General features: G+C 66.7%; 25 protein-coding genes and 1 pseudogene. 16 read left to right on the top strand and 10 right to left on the bottom strand.

The genetic code is table 11. The features are described 5' to 3' along the window. Window positions 1-11: 11 nt before the first annotated feature. The gene (gene menJ, locus EH231_RS25565) at window positions 12-1,268 is read left to right on the top strand and encodes a menaquinone reductase MenJ (protein ID WP_090424434.1); all 1,257 of its coding nucleotides are present in this window, start codon (window positions 12-14) and stop codon (window positions 1,266-1,268) included. 6 nt (window positions 1,269-1,274) lie between these two features. Here menJ and EH231_RS25570 read toward each other — a convergent pair whose 3' ends face one another. The 4 genes from EH231_RS25570 to EH231_RS25585 form a co-directional block, all read right to left on the bottom strand. Next, a complete protein-coding gene (locus EH231_RS25570; RefSeq protein WP_090424433.1) occupies window positions 1,275-1,757 on the bottom strand; it encodes a TspO/MBR family protein in 483 nt (160 codons plus the stop codon). A gap of 87 nt (window positions 1,758-1,844) precedes the next feature. After that, complete coding sequence (locus EH231_RS25575; protein ID WP_124713555.1) at window positions 1,845-3,278, bottom strand: purine-cytosine permease family protein; 1,434 nt, start codon at window positions 3,276-3,278, stop codon at window positions 1,845-1,847. Window positions 3,279-3,336: 58 nt separating this feature from the next. After that, window positions 3,337-4,755 carry a C69 family dipeptidase gene (locus EH231_RS25580; RefSeq protein ID WP_090424431.1) on the bottom strand — a complete coding sequence of 473 codons (1,419 nt, stop codon included), beginning with the start codon at window positions 4,753-4,755 and terminating at the stop codon, window positions 3,337-3,339. Next, window positions 4,752-5,927, bottom strand: a complete 1,176-nt coding sequence (locus tag EH231_RS25585; protein ID WP_090424430.1) for a glycerate kinase — start codon at window positions 5,925-5,927, stop codon at window positions 4,752-4,754. The genes EH231_RS25580 and EH231_RS25585 overlap by 4 nt, the downstream gene beginning before the upstream one ends. A gap of 102 nt (window positions 5,928-6,029) precedes the next feature. On the opposite strand from EH231_RS25585, the gene EH231_RS25590 reads away from it, so the two are divergent. Beyond that, a complete protein-coding gene (locus tag EH231_RS25590) occupies window positions 6,030-6,689 on the top strand; it encodes a GntR family transcriptional regulator (RefSeq protein WP_090424429.1) in 660 nt (219 codons plus the stop codon). A gap of 149 nt (window positions 6,690-6,838) precedes the next feature. Here EH231_RS25590 and ppnP read toward each other — a convergent pair whose 3' ends face one another. The 4 genes and pseudogenes from ppnP to EH231_RS34430 form a co-directional block, all read right to left on the bottom strand. After that, window positions 6,839-7,120 carry a pyrimidine/purine nucleoside phosphorylase gene (gene ppnP / locus EH231_RS25595; RefSeq protein ID WP_044515825.1) on the bottom strand — a complete coding sequence of 94 codons (282 nt, stop codon included), beginning with the start codon at window positions 7,118-7,120 and terminating at the stop codon, window positions 6,839-6,841. Window positions 7,121-7,181: 61 nt separating this feature from the next. Beyond that, the gene (locus EH231_RS25600) at window positions 7,182-8,120 is read right to left on the bottom strand and encodes a CobW family GTP-binding protein (protein ID WP_420891976.1); all 939 of its coding nucleotides are present in this window, start codon (window positions 8,118-8,120) and stop codon (window positions 7,182-7,184) included. Between the two features lie 46 nt (window positions 8,121-8,166). Next, entirely contained in the window at window positions 8,167-9,825 is a 1,659-nt protein-coding gene (locus EH231_RS25605; protein WP_241177807.1) for a hydroxysqualene dehydroxylase, read from the bottom strand. Between the two features lie 55 nt (window positions 9,826-9,880). Further along, a pseudogene (locus EH231_RS34430) lies at window positions 9,881-9,949 on the bottom strand (twin-arginine translocation signal domain-containing protein); the annotation flags it as partial. A 315-nt stretch (window positions 9,950-10,264) separates the two neighbouring features. Here EH231_RS34430 and EH231_RS25610 point away from each other — a divergent pair. The 12 genes from EH231_RS25610 (at window position 10,265) to EH231_RS25665 (ending at window position 21,812) form a co-directional block, all read left to right on the top strand. Beyond that, complete coding sequence (locus EH231_RS25610; protein WP_124713556.1) at window positions 10,265-11,077, top strand: MlaE family ABC transporter permease; 813 nt, start codon at window positions 10,265-10,267, stop codon at window positions 11,075-11,077. Between the two features lie 23 nt (window positions 11,078-11,100). Continuing rightward, complete coding sequence (locus EH231_RS25615; protein ID WP_044519180.1) at window positions 11,101-11,931, top strand: MlaE family ABC transporter permease; 831 nt, start codon at window positions 11,101-11,103, stop codon at window positions 11,929-11,931. After that, entirely contained in the window at window positions 11,928-13,355 is a 1,428-nt protein-coding gene (locus EH231_RS25620) for an MCE family protein (protein WP_124713557.1), read from the top strand. The genes EH231_RS25615 and EH231_RS25620 overlap by 4 nt, the downstream gene beginning before the upstream one ends. Beyond that, window positions 13,352-14,404: an MCE family protein gene (locus EH231_RS25625; protein WP_124713558.1), complete on the top strand. Its 1,053-nt coding sequence runs from the start codon at window positions 13,352-13,354 to the stop codon at window positions 14,402-14,404. Before EH231_RS25620 ends, EH231_RS25625 begins: the two co-directional genes overlap by 4 nt. Continuing rightward, window positions 14,405-15,460, top strand: coding sequence for an MCE family protein (locus EH231_RS25630; RefSeq protein ID WP_124713559.1), 1,056 nt, complete (start codon window positions 14,405-14,407; stop codon window positions 15,458-15,460). Next, window positions 15,457-16,560, top strand: coding sequence for an MCE family protein (locus EH231_RS25635; protein ID WP_124713560.1), 1,104 nt, complete (start codon window positions 15,457-15,459; stop codon window positions 16,558-16,560). Before EH231_RS25630 ends, EH231_RS25635 begins: the two co-directional genes overlap by 4 nt. Window positions 16,561-16,566: 6 nt before the next feature. Then, the gene (locus EH231_RS25640; protein ID WP_124713561.1) at window positions 16,567-17,622 is read left to right on the top strand and encodes an MlaD family protein; all 1,056 of its coding nucleotides are present in this window, start codon (window positions 16,567-16,569) and stop codon (window positions 17,620-17,622) included. Further along, window positions 17,619-18,842 (top strand): MlaD family protein, encoded by a 1,224-nt coding sequence (locus EH231_RS25645; RefSeq protein ID WP_124713562.1) that lies wholly within the window; start codon window positions 17,619-17,621, stop codon window positions 18,840-18,842. The genes EH231_RS25640 and EH231_RS25645 overlap by 4 nt, the downstream gene beginning before the upstream one ends. Beyond that, window positions 18,839-19,441 (top strand): Rv1363c family protein, encoded by a 603-nt coding sequence (locus tag EH231_RS25650; protein ID WP_124713563.1) that lies wholly within the window; start codon window positions 18,839-18,841, stop codon window positions 19,439-19,441. Before EH231_RS25645 ends, EH231_RS25650 begins: the two co-directional genes overlap by 4 nt. A gap of 31 nt (window positions 19,442-19,472) precedes the next feature. Beyond that, the gene (locus EH231_RS25655) at window positions 19,473-20,378 is read left to right on the top strand and encodes an oxygenase MpaB family protein (protein WP_124713564.1); all 906 of its coding nucleotides are present in this window, start codon (window positions 19,473-19,475) and stop codon (window positions 20,376-20,378) included. A 101-nt stretch (window positions 20,379-20,479) separates the two neighbouring features. Further along, a complete protein-coding gene (locus EH231_RS25660; protein ID WP_241178197.1) occupies window positions 20,480-21,082 on the top strand; it encodes an oxygenase MpaB family protein in 603 nt (200 codons plus the stop codon). Window positions 21,083-21,122: 40 nt separating this feature from the next. Beyond that, window positions 21,123-21,812, top strand: a complete 690-nt coding sequence (locus EH231_RS25665) for a sensor domain-containing protein (protein ID WP_124713565.1) — start codon at window positions 21,123-21,125, stop codon at window positions 21,810-21,812. A gap of 76 nt (window positions 21,813-21,888) precedes the next feature. On the opposite strand, the gene EH231_RS25670 is transcribed toward EH231_RS25665, so the two are convergent. Further along, on the bottom strand, window positions 21,889-22,581 hold the full coding sequence (locus tag EH231_RS25670; RefSeq protein ID WP_124713566.1) for a demethylmenaquinone methyltransferase: 693 nt from the start codon (window positions 22,579-22,581) through the stop codon (window positions 21,889-21,891). 161 nt (window positions 22,582-22,742) lie between these two features. On the opposite strand from EH231_RS25670, the gene EH231_RS25675 reads away from it, so the two are divergent. Together EH231_RS25675 and EH231_RS25680 are read left to right on the top strand one after the other, a co-directional pair. Continuing rightward, window positions 22,743-23,567, top strand: coding sequence for an SDR family oxidoreductase (locus EH231_RS25675; protein ID WP_090424858.1), 825 nt, complete (start codon window positions 22,743-22,745; stop codon window positions 23,565-23,567). A gap of 54 nt (window positions 23,568-23,621) precedes the next feature. Beyond that, window positions 23,622-24,458 carry an alpha/beta fold hydrolase gene (locus tag EH231_RS25680; protein ID WP_124713567.1) on the top strand — a complete coding sequence of 279 codons (837 nt, stop codon included), beginning with the start codon at window positions 23,622-23,624 and terminating at the stop codon, window positions 24,456-24,458. Window positions 24,459-24,481: 23 nt separating this feature from the next. Here EH231_RS25680 and EH231_RS25685 read toward each other — a convergent pair whose 3' ends face one another. Further along, window positions 24,482-25,609 carry a glycosyltransferase family 4 protein gene (locus tag EH231_RS25685; RefSeq protein WP_124713568.1) on the bottom strand — a complete coding sequence of 376 codons (1,128 nt, stop codon included), beginning with the start codon at window positions 25,607-25,609 and terminating at the stop codon, window positions 24,482-24,484. Window positions 25,610-25,675: the final 66 nt, after the last annotated feature.

The raw sequence follows: 25,675 nt of genomic DNA on the forward strand, positions 1-25,675 counted from the left end.
TACTGGGGGACATGGATGCACCGGCGGGCAGGAGCGCAGCGACCCGGGGATATACACAGGCAGACGTGGTCGTCGTCGGCGCGGGACCGGCCGGGTCGGCGGCTGCCGCATGGGCGGCTCGAGCCGGTCGTGACGTGCAGGTGGTCGACGCGGCGCAGTTCCCGCGGGACAAGTCCTGCGGCGACGGACTGACGCCGCGCGCGGTTGCCGAGCTGGAACGGCTCGGCATGGGCCCGTGGCTCGACACCCGGATCCGGCACCACGGCCTGCGGATGTCGGGATTCGGCGCCGACGTCGAGGTGCGCTGGCCCGGTCCGTCGTTCCCGTCCACCGGAAGTGCGGTCCCGCGCACCGAACTCGACGACCGGATCCGCTCGGTCGCCGCCGACGACGGCGCCAAGATGCGCTTGGGCGCCAAAGTCGTTGGGGTCGAATACGACTCCCGTGGGCGGGTCGAATCCGTCCAGCTCGACGACGGCGCAACCATCGGCTGCAACCACCTGATCGTGGCCGACGGAGCCCGTTCCACTCTGGGCCGCGTGCTGGGCCGCACGTGGCACAAGGACACCGTCTACGGCACCGCCATCCGCGGCTACATCGCGACACCGCGCGCCAACGAGCCGTGGATCACCTCGCATCTGGAGCTGCGCTCCCCCGAAGGCCAGGTGCTGCCGGGCTACGGCTGGATCTTCCCGCTGGGCAACGGTGAGGTGAACATCGGTGTGGGCGCCCTGGCGACGGCCAAGCGCCCCGCCAACGCCGCCCTGCGGCCGCTGCTCTCGTACTACACCCAGCTGCGCCGCGAGGAATGGGGATTCTCCGGGGAGCCACGGGCCGCACTGTCAGCGCTGTTGCCGATGGGCGGCGCGGTGTCCGGCGTGGCCGGGCCCAACTGGATGCTGGTCGGCGACGCGGCGGCGTGCATCAACCCGCTCAACGGCGAAGGCATCGACTACGGGCTGGAAACCGGCCGGTTGGCGGCCGAACTGCTGGGTTCCGGCGACTATTCACACGCCTGGCCCGCCCTGCTGCAGGACCACTACGCCCAGGGATTCTCGATCGCCCGAAGGCTGGCCCTGCTACTCACGCTGCCCCGGTTCCTGCCGGCCTCCGGCCCGCTCGCGGTCCGCTCGTCGTTCCTGATGAACATCGCCGTGCGGGTGATGGGCAACCTGGTCACCGACGAGGACGACGACTGGGTCGCGCGGGTGTGGCGCACGGCCGGGCTGGCCTCGCGCCGGCTGGATCAGCGCAAGCCCTTCAGCTGATCGCGGTCAACGGCGGTTGAGCATCCAGATCCGGGTGGACAGCGCCGTCGCGAAGGCACACCACAGCGGATAGGGCGCCAGTGCCGCGCCGGGGGCGCCCTGCGCCTGCACCGCCCGACGCGTCAGATCGGCGCTGCTGCCGGTCAGCACGGCGGCGGTGACGGCGGCGGCCCCGAGTTGGCGGCGGGAGAAGAACACCCACGACCATGCGGCGTTGACGGCGAGGTTGCCGGCCAGCGCCACTGTGTAGGCGCGGGCCTGGTCCTGGCGACCGTCGGCATGCAGCCGGTCGATCGTGCGGGCCGACACCACCGCGATGCCGGCGTACAGGATCGGCCAGACGATCGGAAAGGCTTGTCGCGGAGGCTGAAACGACGGCTTGCGCAAGGACTCGTACCAGCTCGACTGCGCGGGCCTGCTGGCCAGCCCGCCGACGAGCGCAGTGGTCAGTGCCGCGGTGGCCGTCTTGGCCAGGGTGATCGGTCGCATGCCGGGTTACATACCCCGACTCTTGACCTTCGACACCTCGGCCGCGGCGTGTCCCCGATACCTCCGGGGACGCACCGGCCTTGCAGATCAGCGATCTCGGGATGCCGTCTGACTTTCGTCCCGGGTGCCGGCATCCCTCGGTACCGGGGTATAGAACCGGCCCTTGGTCGCCAAGGTCATAGCAACGTGGATGATCGGTCCGACAACCATCGCCAGGAATGATGCGTAGGCCACCGGATAGACCTCGAGGATGCCGAGCGCTCCGACGAACACCGCGACGGCCAACGAGGTCAGACCACACGGATTCCATTCGCGGACTTCGCCTTCGCGGTACTCGATATTGTCGGTGCGGCCCAGCTTGAGCCACCGGCGGCAGATGAAATAGTCGGACAGGATAATCAGCACCCAGGTATTGGTGAGTACACCGGTGATCGCGAGGAATGTCCCCAAGTGATTGATCACATTGGTGGCATAGAACACCACGCCGAACAACCACACCGCGAACATCCACCACGGGCGCCCGGGCCTGAAGTGCGCGACGACATCGAAACCGCTCGACAGCGTGATCGAACCGCCGTACAGGTTCATCACGTTGATCCGGATCTGGGTGACCAGCACGAAGACAACACCCGCCAGACCCATGAGGTGCACGAACACGAAGCCGGGATCCTGTGCCTTTTCCGTACCGAACTCACCGACCAGCGATGCACCCAACATGGCACCCAGGAAAATGACGGCGAACATCGGGACGAGTTCGAGCAGCATGATCGACGCGGTGCCGCGGTAGCGGATCGTGCGCTTGGCGAACCGCCCGTAATCGGTTGCCATCAAGCCCTGGAAGATCATCTGCCCGTTGGCAAAACTCATCGCGGTCCACAAGGCCGCGCCACCGGACATCCCGGTGGCCTCCCAGCCACTGGGGCCCACCACAGTGTGTTTGGAACCCAACGAGATCAGCGCCCACACCAACAGACCCACGAAAATCGGGAAACCCCAGGTTTGCAGGGCTGACATCGCATACATGCCCCGCCACACGAAACCGATTGTGACCAAGCCGATCAGCGCGAATATCGCCACGCCTGCCAGTGAGCCGATCGGGATGTCGAAGTAGAACGCCAGCGCGTGGGACACGATGGTGCCCTCGAACAGGAAGTAGTACACGAAGTTGATCGCATAGATGAACGAGGTGACTGCCGCACCGCGGCTGCCGAATCCGAGTCCACGGGAAATCAGGCTCTGCGACAGTCCTTCTCGGCTCGCCATGCGCATGGTCAGCGCACCGATGAGGATCGCTCCGAAGAAGAAGTAGCCGATCGGAATCAACATCATCGGCCATCCGACCAGGAAGGTCTGCTGCGCGCCGAACGAGAAGAAGAACATCGCCGTGGCGTTACCCAACAGGACGAGGCTGATCGCCGGGATCGGCCATCGCTTGTTGTCGGGCACGCGGTCGATGGCGTAGCTCTCGATCTGATCGTCGATCGAGGCCTCTGGGCCGCGGAACGCGCTGCGTAGGGACATCACACTCCTTGTTTTCAAGGCGCCGTGAGCGCCGTGGTGCAGTCGACTGGATAGCCGGCTAGACGGTGACCGGTTTCGCCCACCTGTGGTCAACCGCCCGGTGGGCATCGGCACCGAAGCGTTCTATCAACTCCGTAGCGGTGCGGGTCGCCAGTCCAAGGCAGTCGTCGGTGAACGCGGTGAGACGATCAGGGTCGACGGTCAGATCGGCGACGGCCGATAGCCATTGACGTTCCAGCACATCGAATTCCCTGCGGATGGCAGCGGCACGGCCGGCGAAGTCACGGGCTGTCGGGTCCTTCGCCACGTCGAGCAACTGCTGCCACCGCCACCACGAAGACACGGGATCGTAGGCAGCCGCATGGTGGTTACGCGGATCCCAAGACGCCGCGGTGGGCGCCGGCCGTTGCACGTTGTCGGGCAGTCGGCCCGATTCGACGAAATACGGGACGTAGATGCCGGTACACGGGGTGGCCGGGCACCACCACAGCGCCACCGGGCGATCCGGGTCGGCGTGCAGTTCGACGACGAGCGAGGCCGCGGTATTGCCCCAGGTGAACCCCGAAGGGTGCTCGTGCATGCACAGGGTGAGGAAGTCCGGACGGGATGCATCGAATGTCGGGCCGCCGAGGAATGTGCCTTCCAGGTGATCCCGCAGGATGCCGAATGCCTGGGGCACATCGAGGCCGCCATTGGCTGCGGCAATCTGGAGGAGCTCGTCAGCCCGCCGCCGCCGAATGTGGGACACCTGCAGTGGGGTGCCCGGGTCGGTGTAAGCGTCGGCCACGTCGAAGGTTCGTTCGGCGGGGTACCAACCGGCATCGAGTGCCCTTCGTCGAAGGCCGTCGCTCATCAGATCAGAGTCGGTGCGGATCGAGAGCTCGTTGCTGATCGCGTATGAACCACCGCGTACGCGCCGGGCCGCCCAGTCCGACCCTGCCGTCTCCAGGATCCAGGCCTCGGTCGGGTCCGCGATCAGATATGCGTTGTCGTAGGCGCCCGGTCCGTGATCCTTCCCCACGATCGCCGAACCCCATTGCCCGTACCGTTCGAGCAGCCGGGTCATCACCGTCAGCGCTTGCTGCGCGGTCGCGCCGCGCTCGAGGCCGAGGCGCACGAGTTCCATGCCCAACAGGCCGGGTTGTGGCCCATGCCCAGCGCCCTCGGCGGCGACTGCCGTCGCCCACGTGCGGGTGAAGACGGCTTCGTTGCCAATGGCCACTCGATGCTCATTGACTCCAATCTCGTAGCCCCAGCACCAGAACGGCGCGGAACCGACATGCGCATAGGCGTCCGCGTCGGCGATCGTGACGTACGCGAGCTGTAACGGAGCTCCCGCCACGCGGGCCGGACTGTGCCGCAACGGTTGTGCTTCGCCGGCCGGCCGGTCGCTGTTCTTGCCGAAGATGGTCGCTCCGCTACGGGTCGCATCAGCCGACGCGACGAACGTGTCACAGCTCCACGGCCGCTGGATCATCGGGTGACTCCTTCAAATTCGACGCCGGACGACGTGAGATGTCTTGTCACGAGATCGGCGGTGACTTGACGCAACAGTGACCCGGTGAGAGCTGGGTCGTCGACACACCGTGGGTTAATCCGATCGAGGGCGACCACCTCAGCGAACGGGAAGCCCCTCCTACCGGAGGCCAGCCGGTTGGACCCCACCACCGCGACACTGGGCACCCCCAACTCCGCAGCCAGCGCGGCCACCCCGACTGGGGCTTTGCCGCGCAGGCTTTGCCCGTCGAGGCTGCCCTCGCCGGTGATGACAAGGCCAGCGCCGGTGATGCGTTCGCGGGCCCCGAGCATCGCCAGGAACAGCTCTGCACCGGAACATAATTCGGCGCCGAGCAGCAGTAGGGCCCACGCAAGGCCGCCGGCCGCACCCGAACCCGGTGAGCAATGAAGCCCGACCCGACCCACGACTGGTTCGACCAAGGCCGCCAGGTGTGAGAGTGCGGCCGACAGCATGCCGATGGCTTCGTCGTCAGCCCCCTTCTGCCGGGCGAAGACCTCAGCCGAGCCGTCGATTCCGATCATCGGGTTGTCCACGTCGCAGGCGATCGTCAGGCGCGCCGAGGCGAGCCGGGGATGCAGGCCGGCGATATCGACGTCGGCCAGGGATAGCAACCTGATTCCGGTCGGCTCGATTGATGCACCGGCGGCATCCCGGAGCTGCACACCGAGCGCCCCGAGCATCCCCGCGCCGCCGTCTGTGGTCGCCGAGCCGCCGAGACCGACTGTGATGTCATCGAATCCGTCATCGAGCAGTGCCGCGATGACGAGGCCGACACCGAAACTGGACGCCGTCAGGGCGTGCTGCGGAGTGAGACGCAATCCCCCCATGCCGCAGATCGAGGCAACCTCGATGATGGCCCGCCTTCCCTCGACTGCGACCGTCGTGGCGGCCACCCGGCCCCAAGCGTCGGCGGTCGCCACCCGGCGCGCAGACCAGCCCGACCGTAGTGCGGCATCCACGCTCCCATCACCACCGTCGGCGATCGCAAGCGGCACATAACGATCCTGCAGCCCGAGATCGGCGCACCCGAGAGCCATCGACTCCACCACGTCGGCGGCGCTCAGACTGCCCTTGAACTTGTCGGGCGCGAGCACAATCCGCGATTCGGGCTTCAACGTGTCCTCCGTCACTCAAATATTGTTCGTCAAGTTAGCACAACGAGCAGTTTGGTTGTCTGGCTAGTGGACAGGAGACGGATACACTGAGGTCCTCACAGTGGAGGGTCTGCCGGTATGCCGTTCGAGCTCAGTACGCGGTCCGTGGGAGAAGCGTTGGTGGTATCGCTTCGCGAACGGATCCTCACCGAAGACATTCCCGCCGGACGTCCGGTCACGGAAGCACTGGTAGCCAGTGATTACGGCGTCGCACGCCAGACGGCGAAAGCGGCGATCGAGCACTTGGTCGCCGAGGGGCTGCTCAAACGCACCGCTCACCGCAGTGCGCGCGTGCCGATTCTCGACATCGCGGAGGTACAGGATCTGTACTTCGCCCGCCGATTCATCGAGAGCCAGGCATACGGCCTGTTGGCACGTCAGCGCACCTACTCGGACGCCGCACGCCAGGCGCACGAGGCGTTTCGATCAGCCGTTGTCGGCGAAGACTTGGTCACGGTGGTCGAGGCAGACATCCGCCTACACACCGAGTTGGTGCACAGCTTGGGTAGCCCCCACCTGGACCGGGCACATCGGTTGGTCGTCAACGAGATGCGCCTGTGCTTGGCCCAGGTCCAGAGTCATCACCTGCTCGATCCGGCGGTGATCCACGAGGAGCACAGCGGCATCTTGACCGCGATCGCCGAGGGCGACCACGACCTTGCCCTACAGCTGGGAGACCAGCACTTGGCGAACGCCGAGCAACGCCTGCTCGAGCACCTTGGGAACCGGCCGCGGTAGACGCCGGGAACAGCGCTGCCCACCTCCAAAGCAACTGCTGTACCGACGATTCCACGCCTACGATTACCCGGCGAAGCCCGCGGCGCCGCTCAAAACTAGGCACTCAGGTGGCGCGCACCCGCAGAGCGCACGCGCCGACAATACTCAGGTCAGCGGTACTCGCACAGGTAGGCGGTCTCGGTCTCGACGCGCAGCTGGAACTTGCTGTCGGCGGGCACGGTGAATTGTGTGCCGGCCGCGAAGGTCTCCCACTCCTGGCTGCCGGGCAGCTTGACGGTGAGCGCTCCGGAAACCACCCGCATGATCTCGAGCTGGGTGGTGCCGAACTCGTACTCGCCGACGGCCATGACGCCCACGGTCGCAGGTCCCTCCGGCGTCGTGAAGCCGATCGATGCGACGTCGCCACCGAAGTACTCGTTGACCTTGAACAATGCGGCTCCTTGAAGTCGGGTGAGCGGTCAGGATACCCGGGCGAAATACAGCCGCGACCAGCTACACCACGTACTTGAGCACCCCGAGCATCGCGTTCTCGTCGGTCGGCTCACCGGCGCACCGCTCCAGCTCGGCCCGCACCGCCGAGGTGTCCATCCCGGTGCCGATCAGGACCAATTCGGTGGTCCCCGAACGCCGCTTCTCGAAGCGCAGCGAGCTGCCGACCAGCTGCAGCAGGAAGCGCTGAGCGCCGAAGTCGACGAAACCCTTGGCGCGGTAGAGCCCAGCGGGGCGATCCCGCAGAAACTCCATGAACAAGCGCGGGTTCACCGCGGCGTCGGTGCGGAACTCGATGCTCTGATACTCGGGATGGGCATGATCATGCTCGTCGTGCAGCAGCTCGTCGAAGGACATCTGGGCCTGCGGCGTCCGCTGCGGCGGGTCGATCAGCATCTCGGGGTCGATGCGGGCAAAGTCGGTGGGCAGCACCGGAACCCGAGGACTGAGCTCGCGGATCCGGGCGAGCAGTCCGTCGACGTCGCTGCACGCGGAGGCCTTGTTGAGCACCACCAGATCGGCGACCGGCAGCCCGTGACTCAGGTCCGGTTGCAGGCCGTCGACGACCAGGGCCAGGCCGGCGTAGTGGAAGCGGGGATCGTCGAGGGTGATGACGGTGCGGGCCAGGGAGGCCGGTTCGGCCACACCGCTGGCCTCCACCACGATCAGATCCAGCCGGGGTTTGACGGCCGCGAGCTTGCCGAGCATCTCGCCCACTTCCTCGCCGTCGACCGCACAGCAGATGCACCCGTTCGACAGCGACGCCATCGCGTCGACCTGACCCGCGACGAGCATCGCGTCGATGTTGACCGCGCCGAAGTCGTTGACCAGCGCACCGATGCGGACCCCACGGCTGTTGCGCAGCAGGTGGTTCAGCAGTGTGGTCTTGCCTGCGCCCAGGTGCCCGGCGACCGCGAGCACGGGTACTGATCCGGTGGACACCACCGGGCCATCGTAGGGTTATTGGGAATTGTTTTCACTAAGCGGGTCAGGTTGGCCAGCGGGTGTCGACGATGTCCAGCGCATTGGGCAGCTTGGCCCGGTACCGCGCCTTGTCGGCAGCCTTGAACGGACCCCACCACGGCGCCTGGAACAGCTCGACGATCTTGACCTTCGGCCCCTGGTAGCCCGACGCCATCAGAACCCCGTTGGCGGCGTAGCGGCCGCCCTCGTTCGCGCCCTCCATCGTCGTGACGTTCTGGTCGGTCTTGATCCACTCGCCGGCCAGGAAGAGATTGTCGATCCCGGTCGTCGCTTCGGGCCGGCGCGCCCACGACCCCGGATCCTGGATGAACAGCGGCTCGTCGTTGCGCACATCGGGGGTGCCCGAGTCGATGATCGACGGATCAAGGAACCACGAATGCACCATCTGGTCCGTGACCACGATGCTGGTGTCGTTGAGATGGGCTTTGATCTGCGCCCAGGCCTCGGCCGCGATCTGCGGTGGCGTGCACTGCCGGGCACTGAGCCGGTTGAAGTTCCCCGGGGTGCTCCAGTCCGAGATGATCGCCGACAGGCAGTCCCTGACAGTTCCGTCGCCGTACGACGTCAGCGGCCGCTTCCAGAACTGCGCCTCGCTGATCGAGGTGAGCCCCCACCCGGAGTCGACGTAGTTGACGTGCCCCTTGGTGACGTCGACGCGTTCCCGCAGGAAGAACATCAGGCCGTTCATCCACTCGGTGCGCAGCGCGGCCACCGAGGCCAGCTTGGGATCGGCAGCGATCACGTCGGGTGTCAACACCGCTGCCAGCTTCTCGCAGGGCACCGCGGAGATGTACCAGTCGGCCACCACCGGTTGAGCCACCCCGTTGCCGTCGACCACCGTCGCCGAAGCGATGTGGCGGCCGTTGGGAGTCAGCCGGGCCAGCGCCTGCCCGAGCCGAAAGGTCACGCCCAGTGACTGCAGGTGCGCCACCCAGGGGTCGATCCATTGCAGGCTGGTGGGCCCGTTGAGCACCCTGTCGAATCCCTTGTTGTCGATGTCGTTGCCCAACAGCAGGATCGACCACACCGAGGCCTCACCGACCAGCCCGATCGAATGGGCGCTGGCATCTTTGGATTTGGAGGCAGCGAGATTCCGGATGATGCCGTCGGCCAGATACCGGTTGTACTCGGCCGACTTCTTGTCCGCCCCGATGTATCTCTCCCACGTCATGTTGTCCCACTGGCCGAGCTTGCGCTCGTCGCAACTGGTGACGTAGACCGCGAGTTTCTGTGCGGCGTACACCGCTTCCAGGGGCGGCAACCGGAACAACGTCTGGAACACCGCGGCCACCGACTCGATGAAGGCCTTCGGGGTGATGGGGTTGGGCAGCGTCGGGATCGGAAACGGCAGCGGGATGGTCAGATCCGCCCGCCCGAGCCCCGAGTGCAGATAGGACGTGGCCCGGGTCAGGTTCTGCCAGACCCCGAAGGTGTTGCCGGCGTACGGGATGCGTCGCATGGTGTCGGTGACGTTGCGATAGAAGCCCGGGAAGAACCGGAATCCGTGTTCGGCCGGTAGCGGGCTGCCCGTCGCGCTCGGCGCCGGAATGGACCGCGCCTTGCCGCCCAGCGCTTTCCGTTCGAACACCGTGACGCGGTACCCGCGCTCGGCCAGTTCGTGCGCGGCGGTCAGGCCGGCCACCCCGGCTCCGAATATCGCCACCGTCGATCCCGGCGCCGCGCGCGGTTCCCGGCCCGCTCAGCGCGGCCGCGGCCACCCCTGCCGTGGCAGTGCCGGCCAGAAACGACCGCCGTGAAATATGACGCTCCCCAACCCCACCCGACATACCGACACCACCTCAGTTCGGCAACCCCTGTGGGCGTTAAGTTAATGGCGATTCTCCAACGGGCAGGCCCGACACGCCGACCTGAATCCAGCCAATCGTGAACCTATCGATTGATCACATCGATAGGTATTGAACCACTACAGACCGCGCAAGACCGGTACGGCAACTCGAGAATAGTCATTCACTTAATTGTTGCGGTGACGTCATGAAATGTGACATGCTCCACAGGCGACCGGGGGGTCGAAACAGTGCTCAGCACAGCCGGCGCCACCGGCCGGCCCCGCGCATGCAACGACACAGCGCGGAAGGAACTCGATGACCTACGAGCTACCGGCGTCCAAGGGCCCTGTACGGGATGTCCTGGTCCAGGGCGGTTACGTGCTCGGCTTCTCGGTGCAGGCGCTCGTCAGCGTCGTCACCGCGGTGGTCAGCCGGCGCCTGGTGCTCGACGAGGTCGTCAACCAGACCCTGTTCATCGGCCGGGTGTGCACCGGACCGGCCCTGCTGCTGATGATGCCCATCGGCGTGTTCATCGCGGTGTCGGTCGGTGAGCTGGCCGGACGCATCGGGGCCGGGGGCTACTCGGGAGCAGTGGTGGCCTTCATCATCGTCGGCCAGGCCGCGGCCCTGGTGTGCGCGTTGATGATGGCCGGCGTGGCCGGTTCGGCGATCTGCACCGACCTGGGATCACGCACCATCCGCGAGGAGATCGATGCGATGGAGGTCATGGGCCTGGACGTGATCGAGCGTCTCGTTGCACCCCGCCTGGTCGCCGCCGTCATCGTGGCACTGGCCCTGTGCTCGATCGTCACCTTCGGCGGCGTGGTGGCCTGCTACCTCTACCACATCAGCGTGCAGCACCTGCCCGCCGGAACGTTCCTGGCTACCTTCAGTCAGTACGGACAGGTGTCGGATTTCGTTATGGCACTGATCAAGTCGGCAGTGTTCGGGCTGACAGCGACCCTGGTCGCCACCTTCAAGGGCCTGCACACCAAGGGCGGGGCCGGCGGTGTGGCCAACGCGGTGAACGAGGCCGTGGTGCTGGCCTTCGCCCTCGTCTTCATCCTCAACACCACAATGTCGGCGCTGTATACCGTGGTGGTTCCGGCCGTGGGCAGTTACCGGTGACCGCTATCACCAGCAGCGCTGCCCTGCACCGGATTTCGCGGCCCGCCGTCGCCGGGTACGACGCACTCGCCGTCGCCGGCCAGCACGTGACGTTCTACGCCAAGGTCCTGGGGTCCCTGCCCTACGCCCTGGTGCGCTACCGCAAACACACCCTGGGGCAGATCGGCGAGGTCACCTTCGGCACCAGCTCGCTGCTGTCCGGCGGCGGAACCATCGGCATCGTGTTCGCCATGTCGCTGGCCGCGGCCATGATGCTGGGCGTCGAGACCCAGCGCGGCCTGGACCTGGTCGGGATGAACACGCTCTCGGGCATGCTCGCCGCGATCGCCAACACCCGCGAACTGGCGCCCGTGGTGGTCGCAATCGCGTTGGCCGCCAAGGTCGGAACGGGATTCACCGCCCAGATCGGGGCCATGCGGATCTCCGACGAGATCGACGCACTCGACGCCATGGCGCTGCGCTCGATCCCCTATCTGGTCGGCACCCGCGTGCTGGCCTCGGTGGTCTGCGTCATCCCGATCTACATGATCGGACTGCTGGCCAGCTACCTGTCCACCCGCACCGTGGTGGTGATCTTCAACGGCGCCTCCCCCGGCACCTACGACTACTTCTTCCACCTGGCCCTCGGCCCGAGAGACCTGCTCTACTCCGGGATCAAGGCCATCGTCTTCGCGATCGTGGTCGCGCTGGTGCACTGCACCTACGGCTACTTCGCCTCGGGCGGTCCCGCCGGGGTGGGGCAGGCCGCGGGCCGCGCGCTGCGCACCGCGATCCTCGCGGTCGGCATCCTCGACGTGCTGCTGACCTTCGCGCTGTGGGGCCTGGTCCCCGAGATCCCCGGGATGGGAATGTGAAGCGCCTCAGACGATTCGGCAGACGCCGCAGGTCTTCGGAACCCAGCCGGGCGAAACTGGCCCTGCGCGGCCTGGCCGCGGCCGCCGTGGCGATGGCCGTGGCATCCGTGCTGGTGGCCCGGGCCTCGGGACATCTCGAACGCAGCGCCGACGTCTTCGTGGGGGTGCCGGTGTCGGCCGGGCTGATCACCGGCGGATCCCCGGTCCGCTACCACGGTGTCAATGTCGGGCGCATCGCCGACATCGAGTCGGGCACCCGCACGTCCCGGGTCCGGCTGGCGATCGAACCCGACAGCCTGGGCATCATCCCGTCCTCGGCGGTCGCGCGGATCGTGCCCCGCACCTTCTTCGGCGACATCTATCTGCAACTCGTCGACCCGCAAGGCAACCGGTCGGCCACAGGGCTGAAGCCGGGAGACACCGTGGCCATCGATGACAGCCCCGACGCGATGGCGCTCTACGACGTGTTCACCAAGATCGTCGAACTGTTCTCGCAGATCAAACCCGAACGCATGCAGACCGCCCTCACCGCGATCAGCCAGTCCCTGCGCAACCGCGGCACCGAGCTGGGCACCACGATCGACAACCTGAGCGCCAGCGCACAGGTGCTCACGCCGTCGCTGGTGCGATTCCTCGACACCACACCTCAGTTCCGGGATGTGATGGCCTCGCTGAACACCGCGACCCCCGACATCATCTCGACGCTGTCGGCGGCGACCTCGGTGTCCAACCGGATGGTCGACGACCAGAAGAAGTTCGCCTCGGCCATCGACGGTTTCGCCCGGTTCTCCTCGGTGCTCACCTCGTTCATGTCCGATCACCGCGAGCAGCTGATCACCGTGGTCGACTCGGCCGGGAAGATCATGGCGACCACGGCCGCCCAGCCCCTGGGGCTGGTCGACACCCTGGCCGGCGCACAGTCGTTCGGTGAGGCCGGCGCCAAGGTGTTCGCGACGGGCAAGTTCAACATCACCGCCGTGGCGACCTTCGCCGGGCCGATGCCGTACTCGCTTCAGGACTGTCCGGTCTACGGGAACACCCAGGGCGCCCGCTGCGCCGAATCCGCACCGTCGGGTGAGGTGCCGGATCAGGCCGGGGACGTGCTGGCCCGCCCGGCCGCCGACCTGCCCGTCACGCCGTTCACCGCCCCGGCCCCGCACCTGCCCACGAATTCGTTCCTGCCGCCCGGGCCCGGGCTGCCACAGTCGGCGCCGATCCCCACGGAACCGCTTCCGGCCGAGGCGGTCCCATCCTCAGCCGCCCCGGCCTCCGCCGTCGTCGACGCCGACCGCCAGGCCCATGCCCTGGCGGTCCTGCAGGACGAACTGGTTCCCCCGGCCGGCGCCCCCTCGACCCAACCGAACATCGCCACGGTGCTCATGCTGGGCCCGCTCGTGCGCGGCACGGAGGTGCAGGTCTCATGAACCGCAACGGTCGGTGGCAGTCGTGGGCCAAGCTGGGTGCCTTCGGCACGGCCGGGATGCTCAGCGCGGTGCTGGTGATCAACACCCTGTCGGTGCCGGTGCGCGGTAGCACCGTCACCTACCAGGCGCAGTTCACCAGCGTCGAGGGTCTCAACGTCGGAAACCCGGTGACCATGAACGGTATTCGGATCGGCCGGGTGGATTCGATCCGGTTCGCCCCCAACGCCGACGGCACCAGCCGGGCCGACGTCGACATCGAGGTCAACTCCGACTTCACCCTGACGGGCAACGTCACCGCGGCAGTGCGCTACGGCGACATGCTCGGCGCCCGCTATGTCGCCCTGTCCGACCCGGGCGGCGCCATCATGGACGTCTCCACCGACGAACCACCGGCCAGGCTGGCTGCCGGCGGCGTCATCCCCCTGGCCCAGACCTCGCCGGCGGTGGATCTGACCGCATTGCTCAACGGGTTCAAGCCGCTTTTCGACGCGCTGGCCCCCGAGCAGGTCAACACCCTCACGCGGGGATTCGTCGAGACCTTCAGCGGCCAGGCGCAGACCCTGACGACGCTGCTCACCCAGATCGCCGCCATGACATCGAGTTTGACCAACAACGCGGACATCTTCACCCAGCTGATCGACAACATGTCGGCACTCATGCGCACCATGAACACCCGTCAGCCGCAACTGGAGCAGATGCTGCACGGGCTCAACCGGCTCAGCGCCGCGGTGACCTCCGGTGACCGGCAGTTCGAGACGCTCATCGACCAGGGCAACGCCGTGCTGGCCACTCTGGCCAACACGGTCAACAACTCCAGCGCCGCCTACGGAGACACCATCACCAATCTCAACTCCATGCTGCAGACCTGGCAGCCCAACACCGAGCAGTTCACCACTCTGTTGGCCCGGCTGCCGGAGTTCGGCGACGCGATCAACCGGACCTCCAGCTACGGCGGGTTCGTCAGCCTTTACCTGTGCAACTTCACCCTCAAGATTCGCAGCCACGAAGCCAACATCTTCGGCAGCAGACATTCCGAGGTGTGTTTGTAGATGTTTCTCGTCAAACTGATCGACCTCTTCGTCGGCGCGGTGATCTTCCTCTTCGTGAAGGATCAGCGCAAGCACAACCCGTCAATCCCCTTGGCACTGGGCATGATCGGCACCATCACCCTGGTCGCCATCATGGTCGTGTCGATCGGGATTCCCCGCACGGTCTACCACGTGCGGACCAACGCCTATATCGCCGAGCTGGCCAATGCCAGCGGACTGTCCGGCGGCGACCCGGTGTATATCGCCGGGGTGCCCGCCGGGCGGGTGGAGGACGTCGCGCTGGCCGGCGACCGAGTTCGCATCGGCTTCCGGCTGGACAAGGCCCAGGCGCTCGGGAACCGCACCACGGTCACCGTGCGGCTGCGGACCGTGCTGGGCAAGCGGTTCCTCGACGTGATGCCGGCGGGAACCGTCAACGGACTGGACTCCAACGTGATTCCGTTGTCGCGCACCACGGTTCCCTACAGCCTCGACGAGGTGGGGCGTAAGGCCGCCGACACCGCCGAGCACGTCGACCAGCAGCCGTTGACGGCGATGATGAACACCCTGGCCGAGACGATGCCGGGCAACAGCACCGAGCTCGGCCAGGCACTGGCCGGGATCAGCGCGGCCAGTTCGGCGTTCGCCGACAACGGCGACAAGATCGACGAGATCCTGCGGATCAGCCGGTCCATGACCGAAATGCTGTCCCACCAGACGGATTCACTGGCCGACACCGCGGCCAACGCGCAGTACATCGTTTCTTCACTGGCGGCGCGCCGTCAGGCACTGACGGACATCGTTCACAATCTGACCGCGATCATGCGGCACCTGGCCGCGATCTACACCGAGAAGCAGGCAGATTTCGGCAGTTTGATCGCCGGCCTCACCGTGGTCACCGGAACCTTGAAAGCCAACGTGGACAAGATCGACCAGACCCTGCAGAAGATGCCCCCGGCGATCCGCGCGGTCACCAACGCCACCGGCAACGGCAACTGGGCCGACGTCAACTCACCGTCCGTGGTGATGCCCGACAACCTGTTGTGCTTTCTCAACGTTCAGCGGGAGTGCCGATGACTAGACGGGTCGCCTTCGCGCTCATCATCACCCTCGTCGTGGGCGCCGGTGGCTGGTACGTGTTCGGCCGCACCGACCGGGCCCGGACCGTGCACGCCGACTTCGGCTACATCAACGGCATCTACCCGGGCAGCAAGGTCACCGTGCTCGGGGTACCGGTGGGACGCGTCACCGCGGTGACGCCGCAGGGCACCACGGTGCGGGTCACCATGACACTGCCCGACGACGTCGTGCTGCCCGCCGAACCGGACGCCTACGTGGTGAGCCCCGCACTGATCAGCGACCGCAGCGTCGAACTCGGCCCGGCCTACAGCGGAACCGGGCCCACCCTGACCGACGGGCATGTGATCGGAGCCGACCACAGCCATTCCCCGATCACCTTCGACAGCATGCTCGGCAGCCTGAGCACGCTCACCTCGGCCATCGGCCCGCAACAGGGCGACATCGGTGCCGTGCTGACCCGCGGCGCCGAGCAGTGGCACGACCAGGGCAAGCTGTTCAACTCCGCGATGCGCAACCTCAGTGCCGCCAGCGGCGTGCTCGGGGCGCGGGCCGAGGACATCGGAGCGGTGGTGGACAACCTCAGCACGCTGATGGCCGCGTTCAACCAGCGCCAGGTCTCGCTGAACCAGATGGTCGACGAACTCGGTCAGGTCGGCGGCAGCTGGGCCGACGCCAATGTCGACATCGCCCAGCCCATGGCCGATCTCAAGGTCGTACTCGATCAGGTCGACACCTTTGTCGCCCAGCACGGTGACGAGCTGGGCACCATCGCGGCCAACCTGAACGCCGTCGGCGACGTGCTGACCGCCAAGCAGCCGCAGCTGGCCGAATTCATGGACCTGGTACCGCTGATGATGCAGAACCTGTCCAACACCGTCGGCCAGGACCGGCGCGGCCGGATCCGGCTGAACGTGTCCACGGTGCTCACCCAGTTCGCCGCGGCCCAGAACTTCTGCGACCGCAACATGCTGCCGATGTGCGTGGGCGCCGGGATCACCAACCCGATCTCCTACCCGATCAGCCGGTCGGACCCGCTGGGCATCGTCACCGCGGTCACCGGCAACACCCCGCCGCCGAACCCGAAGTACCCGAGGTGAACGGTCATGTCTAGATCCCTGGCTCGCCTCTCGACCGGCTGTGCGGTGATCGTGGCCGCCGCAGGCGTATGGGCATTGAGCGATGTCGGAATTCAGGATCTTCCCCTGGGCCGCACCTCCCCCACCGACACCATGGCCGTCACGGTGGTGCTGCCGACCGCCGACGGCATCACCATCGGCGCCGACGTCCGCAACGGGCAGAAGGTGGTGGGCCGGGTCAGCGGGATGAACCTGGCCGCCTCGGGAGCCTCGGTGCAGCTGAGCCTGGCCGACGCAGACGGCCTCGACTCCGGGACCGTCGCCAGCGTGGAACTCCCCTCGGCCCTTGGCAATCCGTTCGTCCGGCTCAGCAGCGCACAGCTGGCACCCCAGCGTGCGCTGCGCGACGGCGACGTGATCCCGCCCAGCCACACCGAGCTCGGACCGCAGATCGAAAGTGCGCTGGCCACCTTCGGGGCGCTGTTGTCCCGCAGCGGTGTCGACCAGCTCGCCACCATCGTCACCGAATTGGACAAGGCGTTCGGGGGCCGGGCCGACAAGGTACGCGGGCTGATCGACTCGATGTCGCTGCTGGCGGCCAAGGCCTCCGAGCACCAGGGCGAGTTCGATCAGGCGATGAGCCTGGCCGCCAACATCACCGGCCAGTTCGACCACGAGCAGAAGACCGTGACCGGCTACCTGGACGCGGTGCCCAAGGTGGTGGCGATGCTCGATGTGCAGCGAGCCAAGCTGCAGACGCTGTTCTCCTCGACCACCGCACTGGCCGCCACGGCCAACAACGTGCTGTCGTCGACCGACCTGAACGCCATGGTGACCGACGCGGGCACCGTCGTCGGCATGATGGGCACCTTCAACGACCGGCTCGGCGGGATGCTCACCGCGATGAACACCTTCCTGGAGAAGTTCGGTGACTCGGTCCACGGCGACTACCTGATGTTCGATGGCGCCCTGGACATTCCGGGCACCATCGACAAACTGCTGACCGGAGGGTTGATCGTCAACGGCACCCCGATCACCGGGGACGTGGCCCTGGAGGGGTTCTTGTCGGGAGGTCTGAATTGAGACGCCTGGTAGTGGTTCAGCTGGCGATCTTCGCGGCGATCGCCACGATCGTCATCCCATTCGGAATCCGCTATGTGGCGGGGCCGCAAGGCTTCCGGACTCCGATGACCCTGACCGCGACGATGACCGACGCGTTCGGCCTGACCGCGGGGACCAGTGTCACCGTGCGCGGCGTGCAGGTCGGCACGGTCGACGACGTGTGGCTGACCCCCGACGGGACCGCGATGGTGCGGCTCGCGATCGACCCGGACACCCGGATCCCGCGCGACGCGATCCTGACCGTCGGGATGGGCACAGCGGCGGGCATTCAGAGCGTCGACATCATGCCGCAATCCGACGCCGGGCCGTACCTGGCCTCCGGGGACACCATCGCCGCACCGGCCGACCGGCAACCGATCCAGATGGACCGCATCATGGGCGACACCGCGCAACTGGTGAAAGGCATTGACACCCGGGCGGTTCAGTCGGTCGGAACGGAACTGTCGAACGCGTTCGACGGGCTGGGCCCCGATCTCGCCATGCTGATCGACAACGCGTCGGACATGTCCACCCGCATCCACAACCAGACCGGTCAGCTGCAGCCTCTCATCGACGGCACAGCGGAACTGGTCACCACCATGGCCGGCCAGGGCGATCCCTTCGTGCGCGGCATGGGCGCCAGCGCACAGCTGGCCAATCAGCTGGACGGCAGCGGCCCGGCGTTCCTGTACATGACCGACCGCTCGCCGGCTGCGCTGAGTTCCCTTCAGCGGGTTCTGGACACCTATCAGGGCACGTTCGGCGCCACCCTGGCCAACCTGGCCACCGTCACCCCGATCATCGGGGACCGCACCGACTCACTGCAGACGGGGCTCGCGACGATCCCCAAGGGCCTGCAGGATCTGACCTCCATCGTGAAGTTGGACGCCACCGGCCAGACCCGCGCCGACTTCTCGTTGATCGCCACCCAGGGGCCGGTGTGCAACTACGACGTCGACCGCCGGGCCATCGGCGATGTCAGCGCGAAAGAACCCAACCTGGTCATGTATTGCCCGCCCGCACCCGACATGCTGATGCGGGGCGCGGTCAACGCACCCCGACCCAACGATCTCGGCCTGCAGAACTCCCAGACCCCTGGGTATCCGATCGGGCCCGAGGTGGTCAACGACCCGGTCAAGATCCCGACCCTGGCCCAGCTGGCCTACAAATGGCGCAGCATCCTGAAAGGTGGCCCGCAGTGAGCAATTCCGACGATGACTCCGTCGACGACCACGGTGAATCGGTGCTGACGTTGGAGGATCCCGCAGAAGACACAGCAAACGACGTCGAGCCCGAGCCTGACGAAACCGTCACGGCCGGCCGGCTCAGGCGCCGCCTCGTGGCGGGACTTCTCGCACTGGGGGCCGTCGCCGCCACGGCCGCGTTGGTGGTCTTGTCGATCAGTGAGTACCACCACCGCCAGGACGAATCGCTGCGCGCCGGGGCCGTGCAGACGTCGCGCGACTATCTGGTGGCCATGGCCGCGTTCGACTACCAGAAGATGGACGCCAACCGCGAGCACATCGTCGCCAACTCCACGCCTGGGTTCGCGGCCAAGTACGACGAGATGGTCAAGGCGCTTCGCGACATCGTGGTGACCAGCAAGGGCGTCGCGACCGCCACGGCCGATCACGTCGTCGTCGACTCGCTCGACGGCGACACCGCGACGGTCGTCGCGTTCGTCGACCAACACGTCACCAATGTGACTGCACCACAGGGCAGTAATCAGAAGTACCGGATGGTGGTCAAGCTCGTGCGCAGCGGCGACCGCTGGATCGTCGACGACGTGCAGACCGTGTAACCCCGCCGTTTCACCCCCCGAGAGGAGCCCCATGCCAGCGACATACGTGGATCTGGCCGCCGAGCCGCGGTTGACCACTGCCGAGACCCGCATCACCGTCACTCAGCGGGTGCCGCGGTGGATCAGGAAGAAGGACGTCGACCTGTCCGACGCGCTCGACTTCTGGTCCGCGGCCGGGGCGGCGGCCAACGTCATCATGCAGATGAGCTGGCCGGAGGTCGGCTACGGCGTCTCCGAAAGCCGGGTGGAATCAGGCAGTTTGGTGCATCACCCGTGGAAGCGGCTGCGCACCACCGCGCAGTACCTGACCGTCGCGATCCTCGGCACCGACGAGGAGAAGAACGCCTATCGCGAGGCAGTCAACGTCGCGCACCGGCAGGTCCGCTCCACCGAGGACAGTCCGGTCAAGTACAACGCGTTCAACCGCGAACTGCAGTTGTGGGTGGCGGCATGCCTTTTCATCTTCTACGAGGACACCCATCAGCTGCTCTACGGCAAGATGACCGAGGAGCAGGCCGAAGGCTTCTACCAGAGCGCCATGACGATCGGCACCACTCTGCAGGTGCTCGAGGAGATGTGGCCTGCCACCAGGGCCGACTTCGACGCCTACTGGAACACCGCGTGCGAACGCGTCGAGATGACCCCGTTCGTGCGGGATTACCTCATGGTTCTGGTGGAGCTGCGGATGATCAACTGGCCGATGCGGATGATGCTGGCACCGCTGTTGCGGTTCTTGACCATCGGCTTCCTGGCGCCGGTGTTCCGCGACGCCATGGAACTGGAGTGGACCGAGACCGACCGGCGCCGCTTCGAGCATCTCTTTCTGTTCGTGGCGTTCGTCAACCGGTTCCTGCCGAAGGCCCTGCGCACGGGCAACTATGCGGTGCTGTTGAAGGATCTGCGCCGCCGGATCCGTCGCAAGAAGGCCCTGATCTGAGCAAGGCGGCCACCCAACCGGTCCCGGGCACGCCGCTGTCGCAGTATCTCCGGGACCGGCGGTTCCTGTTCGTCCTACCGAGGGCGGTCTGCCTGCAGTCCCTGCATCCGACGATCGCCACCGGGATCTCGCAGCACGCACTGCTGCACCGGCGAGTCTGGTTGCACCACAAACGCACGGTGACCCAGGCGATCAGGATCGCCTTCGCCGACGTCGACATGCGGCCCTACATCCGGTTCGCACACGAAGAGGTCAAGGGCCGCGACCCGGCCGGGCAGAAGTACCACGCGCTCAACCCCGAGGTCTTCCACTTCCAGCACGCCACCTACGTGGAAAGCCTTGTGATGATGGTCAATACCTTCATCCGGAAGCTGGATGAGCGTGAGCACGAGCAGCTCTACCAGGAGTGCTGCTCGTGGTACCGCCGCTACGGCATCTCCACGCGACCGATGCCGGCGAGCTGGCCCGAGTTTTGCGAGTACTTCCAGCATGAGTGCCGTACCCGGTTGTCCGCGGGTGAGCACTTCGAGCCGTTCCGCCGGCAGATGTTCGCGCCGACGGACTGGTGGCCGCGGGCCGTGCCGCGGCGGGCGATCCGGGCCATGCAGCATCCGCGGGCTGCCGAGTTGACGGGGGTCGAGGTCAGCGCTCGCGACCGGCGCTCGCTGCGGCGATTCGCCGTGGTCAGCCAGGTTCTGTCCTGAGGGTTGACGGACCGCACTCGTGGTCGGCGAGAATCACCGGGTGCCCAGAACTCGAGCGTGGTGTGTGATCGTCGCGGCAGCAGCACTGGCCGGCCTCACCGGTTGCACGAGCATCGTGTCCGGCACCGCACTGAAGAGGGCTCCGTCACCCGAGGAGAACAAGCTCGAGCAGGTCATGTTGCCGATCGAGGAACTCAAGGCGATCGTCGGAGCCAACAACCTGATGTTCACCAGCAAGACCGCGGACATGAACAACAACTTCTGGAAGATCCGCGACGAAAAGTGCCTGGGCGCACTGTTTCCCGCCGAGGATCTCGTCTACCTGTTCAGCTACTGGGACGCGGTACGCACCCAGGTGGCCCAGGACCCAGACTCCGACCATCGCCACTGGGTACAACAGGCCGCCGTACTCTTCGCGTCAGAGGACGACGCCCGATTCACGCTCGAAAGCTCCAAGAAGTGGTGGGGGAAATGTGCGGGATCCGCGATCCCGCTCCGGGAGAAGCTGGGTGACGAGACCAGCGACCGCATCTGGCACATCGGCGATCTCGTCGTCGACGACGATCTGATCACCCAGACAACCACCCGGAGCGGAAGCGACGGATGGGCATGCCAACGTGCCCAGTCAGTGGTGGCCGCGACGTCCTTCGATGCCAAGGTGTGTGGCTACCAGATCCACGATCAGGCAGCCACCATCGTCAACAAGCTGGTCGCCAACGCCCACCGCTGAAATTTGGCAGGCCGAAAGACCGTCGCGGTGCGCGATTTGCGGCGTGTCAACGTACAGACACGGTCGCTCGCGGTGCCTACAGGGCGGGCTTGGTCGCCGCGTGCAGTGCCACGATGCCGCCGGTCAGGTTGCGCCACTTGACTTGTGACCAGCCCGCCTCGCCGATGCGGCGGGCCAGCTCGGCCTGATCCGGCCAGGCGCGGATCGACTCGGCCAGGTAGACGTAGGCGTCCGGGTTGCTCGACACGGCGGTGGCCATCCGCGGCAGCGCCTGCATCAGGTACTCCTTGTAGAGCGTGGCGAACGCACCGTTGGTCGGCGTCGAGAACTCGCACACCACCAGCCGGCCGCCAGGCCGGGTCACCCGGGCCATCTCGCGAAGGCCTGCCACATGGTCGACCACGTTGCGCAGCCCGAAGCTGATGGTGACCGCGTCGAACACTCCGTCGGCGAACGGTAGCCGGGTGGCGTCTGCGCCGACCTTGGGCACCGGGCGGGACGCCCCCGCGGCAAGCATCCCCACCGAGAAATCAGCAGCCACACACCAGGCACCCGAGGTCGCCAACTCGACCGTCGACACCGCGGTGCCTGCGGCCAGGTCCAGCACCTTGTCGCCGGGGCCGATCCCCAGCGCCGCACGCGTCTGCCGGCGCCAGAACCGGTCGTGCCCGAGCGACAGCACCGTGTTGGTCAGGTCGTAGCGTCGCGCCACCGCATCGAACATCGATGCCACTTCGTGGGGGTTCTTCTCCAGGCTCGCTCGACTCACAGTGCTGACGCTACCGGGCGGCGCTCAATACATTGACAGTGACCGAAACCCTGGCGCCCCGTCGCCACTGCCTGTGGACTCCCTGCGAGTCGGATGGTGCGGGAATGGGCGGGACGGCCGACGCCTTGAACCGCAGGGAACGAAAAGTCGAAGGGTTGATCATGAGCGAAAAAGTGTGGTTCATCACCGGTGCATCGAGGGGTTTCGGGCGGGAATGGGCGATCGCGGCCCTGGACCGGGGTGACAAGGTCGCCGCCACCGCGCGCGATACCGCGACGCTCGCCGACCTGGCCGACAAGTACGGCGACGCGCTGCTGCCGATCCGGCTGGACGTGACCGACCGCGAGGCGGACTTCGCCGCCGTGAAAGAGGCCCACGACCGGTTCGGCCGGCTGGACATCGTCGTCAACAACGCGGGCTACGGCCAGTTCGGGTTCATCGAGGAGTTGTCGGAGGCCGACGCCCGCGATCAGATCGAAACGAACGTATTCGGCGCGCTGTGGGTCACCCAGGCCGCGCTGCCGTACCTGCGCGCCCAGGGCAGCGGGCACATCATCCAGGTGTCCTCGATCGGCGGCATCACCGCATTCCCCCTGGTCGGCATCTACCACGCGTCAAAGTGGGCGCTGGAAGGGTTCTCGCAGTCACTGGCCGCCGAAGTCGCACCGTTCGGCATCCGTGTGACGCTGATCGAGCCGGGCGGGTTCTCCACCGACTGGGCCGGATCCTCGGCCAGACATGCTGCCCCGCTGCCGGATTACGACGAGGCCCGCGCCGCCGCGCAACGCGCCCGGGCACAGCGCAGCGCCAAGCCCGGTGATCCCAAAGCCTCGGCCGAGGCGGTGCTCAAGATCGTCGACGCCGAAAACCCGCCGCTGCGAGTGTTTTTCGGCGAGCTGCCGCTGCAGCTGGCCAAAGCCGACTACGAAAGCCGGCTGGCGACCTGGGAGCAGTGGCAGCCGGTGTCGGTCCTGGCGCAGGGCTGAATTTCTTCGCGAGATCCGGTCTGCAGCAACGCTGACCAGCGTACGGTTGAAAACATGCCCACGATCACGACTTCTGACAATGTCGAGATTTTCTACCGGGACTGGGGCTCGGGCCAGCCGATCGTGTTCAGCCATGGCTGGCCGTTGTCCGCCGACGACTGGGACACGTTCATGCTGTTCTTCCTGCAGCACGGCTACCGTGTCGTCGCCCATGACCGGCGCGGTCACGGGCGCTCCTCGCATGTGGCCGACGGCCACGACATGGATCACTACGCCGACGACCTCGCCGCCGTGGTCCAGCACCTGGACCTGCACGACGCGATCCACGTCGGGCACTCGACCGGCGGCGGTGAGCTGGTGCGCTACCTGGCCCGGCACGGGCTGGAGCGGGCAGCGCATGCGGTCCTGATCAGTTCGGTGCCGCCGCTGATGGTCAAGACCGATGCCAACCCGGGCGGCCTGCCCAAGTCGGTGTTCGACGATCTGCAGGCGCAGTTGGCAGCGAACCGCTCGGTGTTCTACCGTGCGCTGCCGTCAGGTCCGTTCTACGGCTTCAACCGGGAACAGGAGAAGACCCCGCAGCCTGCCCGTGAGGCGATCATCGCCAATTGGTGGCGCCAGGGCATGATGGGCGACCCCAAGGCCCACTACGACGGCATCGTGGCGTTCTCCCAGACGGATTTCACCGAGGATCTCAAGACGATCACCCTGCCGTCACTGGTGATGCACGGCGAAGACGACCAGATCGTGCCGTACGCGGATTCCGGTCCGCTCTCGGCAAAGTTGCTGCCCAACGGGACGCTCAAGAGCTACCCCGATTTCCCGCACGGCATGCCGACCACCCAGGCCGAGACGATCATGGCCGATCTGCTGGAGTGGCTGCGTTCCTGAAACCGGTTACGTCCGAAGGGTGATCAGGCAGCGCGCAACTGCCGCAGGCCCTGCACGGCCTCGTAGTGCCCGATCAGCTCATCGCAGATCGCGGGCCAGGTGCGGCTCAGCACGCTGCGACGCGCGGCCACCGAGTAGCGCGACCGCTCGGCGATCAGATGCTCCACGGCAGCGGGCAGGGCGGACTCGAATTCCTCGACGGGCAGCAACAACCCGGTGCGGTACGGCGCCACCAGATCCCTGGGGCCGCCCGCGTCGGGGGCGATCACCGGCAGGCCGGAGGCCATCGCCTCCTGCACGGCCTGGCAGAATGTCTCGTGCTCACCGGGGTGGACGAAGACGTCCATGCTGGCGTAGGCCGCGGCCAGCTCAGGGCCGTGCAGTTCTCCCGTGAAAACGGCTGTGGGCAAGACTGTTCGGAGTTTGGCGCGGTCCACGCCGTCGCCCACCACCACCAGCTGAAGGTCGTCCCGCCCAGCGAGTGCGGCCAGCCGCTCCACGTGCTTCTCCGGCGCGAGCCGCCCGACGAACCCTACGATCGGCCTGCACTCGGGAGACCACGTCGCCCGCAGCTGCTCATCGCGGGCCGACGGAGCGAAACCCGTGATGTCGACCCCGCGACCCCACTTGAACACCCGGGGAATCCGGTGGGCTTCAAGGTTTTCCATCGCCGAGGTGGACGGGGCCAGGGTGCGGTCGGCCTTGCTGTGCAGGCGACGCGTCCACGCCCACGAGGCACGCGAGAGGACACCGACGCCGTAGCTCTCGGCGAAACCGGCGACATCGGTCTGGAACACCGCCACCGTCGGCACACCCAGGTGGCGGGCGGCATGGACACCGCCCCAGCCGAGCAGTGCCGGCGATGCGAGATGCACGACGTCGGGGTCAAAGCCGCGCAGCACGTTCACCATCCGGAAACGCGGCACGCCCAGCGGCAGTGAGGTCACTTTGGGAAACATCCGCGAGGGCACCCGGTGCACCCGCACACCGTCGTGCACACGGTCGGCGGGCGGCTGACCCCGCGGGGTGTCCGGGGCGATGACGAGTACCTCGTGGCCGGTGCGGCGGAGATGCTCGATCACCCGAAGCACCGAGTTGGTGACGCCGTTGACATTCGGGAGGAAGGACTCTGCAACGATCGCAACGCGCACCACCGAATGGTCGCAGCGGCACCTGTCCCCGAGGTAGCGTCCGGGGATACGACACGCTAAAACCTG

The organism is Mycolicibacterium nivoides (assembly GCF_003855255.1).
Classification (GTDB): Bacteria; Actinomycetota; Actinomycetes; order Mycobacteriales; family Mycobacteriaceae; genus Mycobacterium; species Mycobacterium nivoides.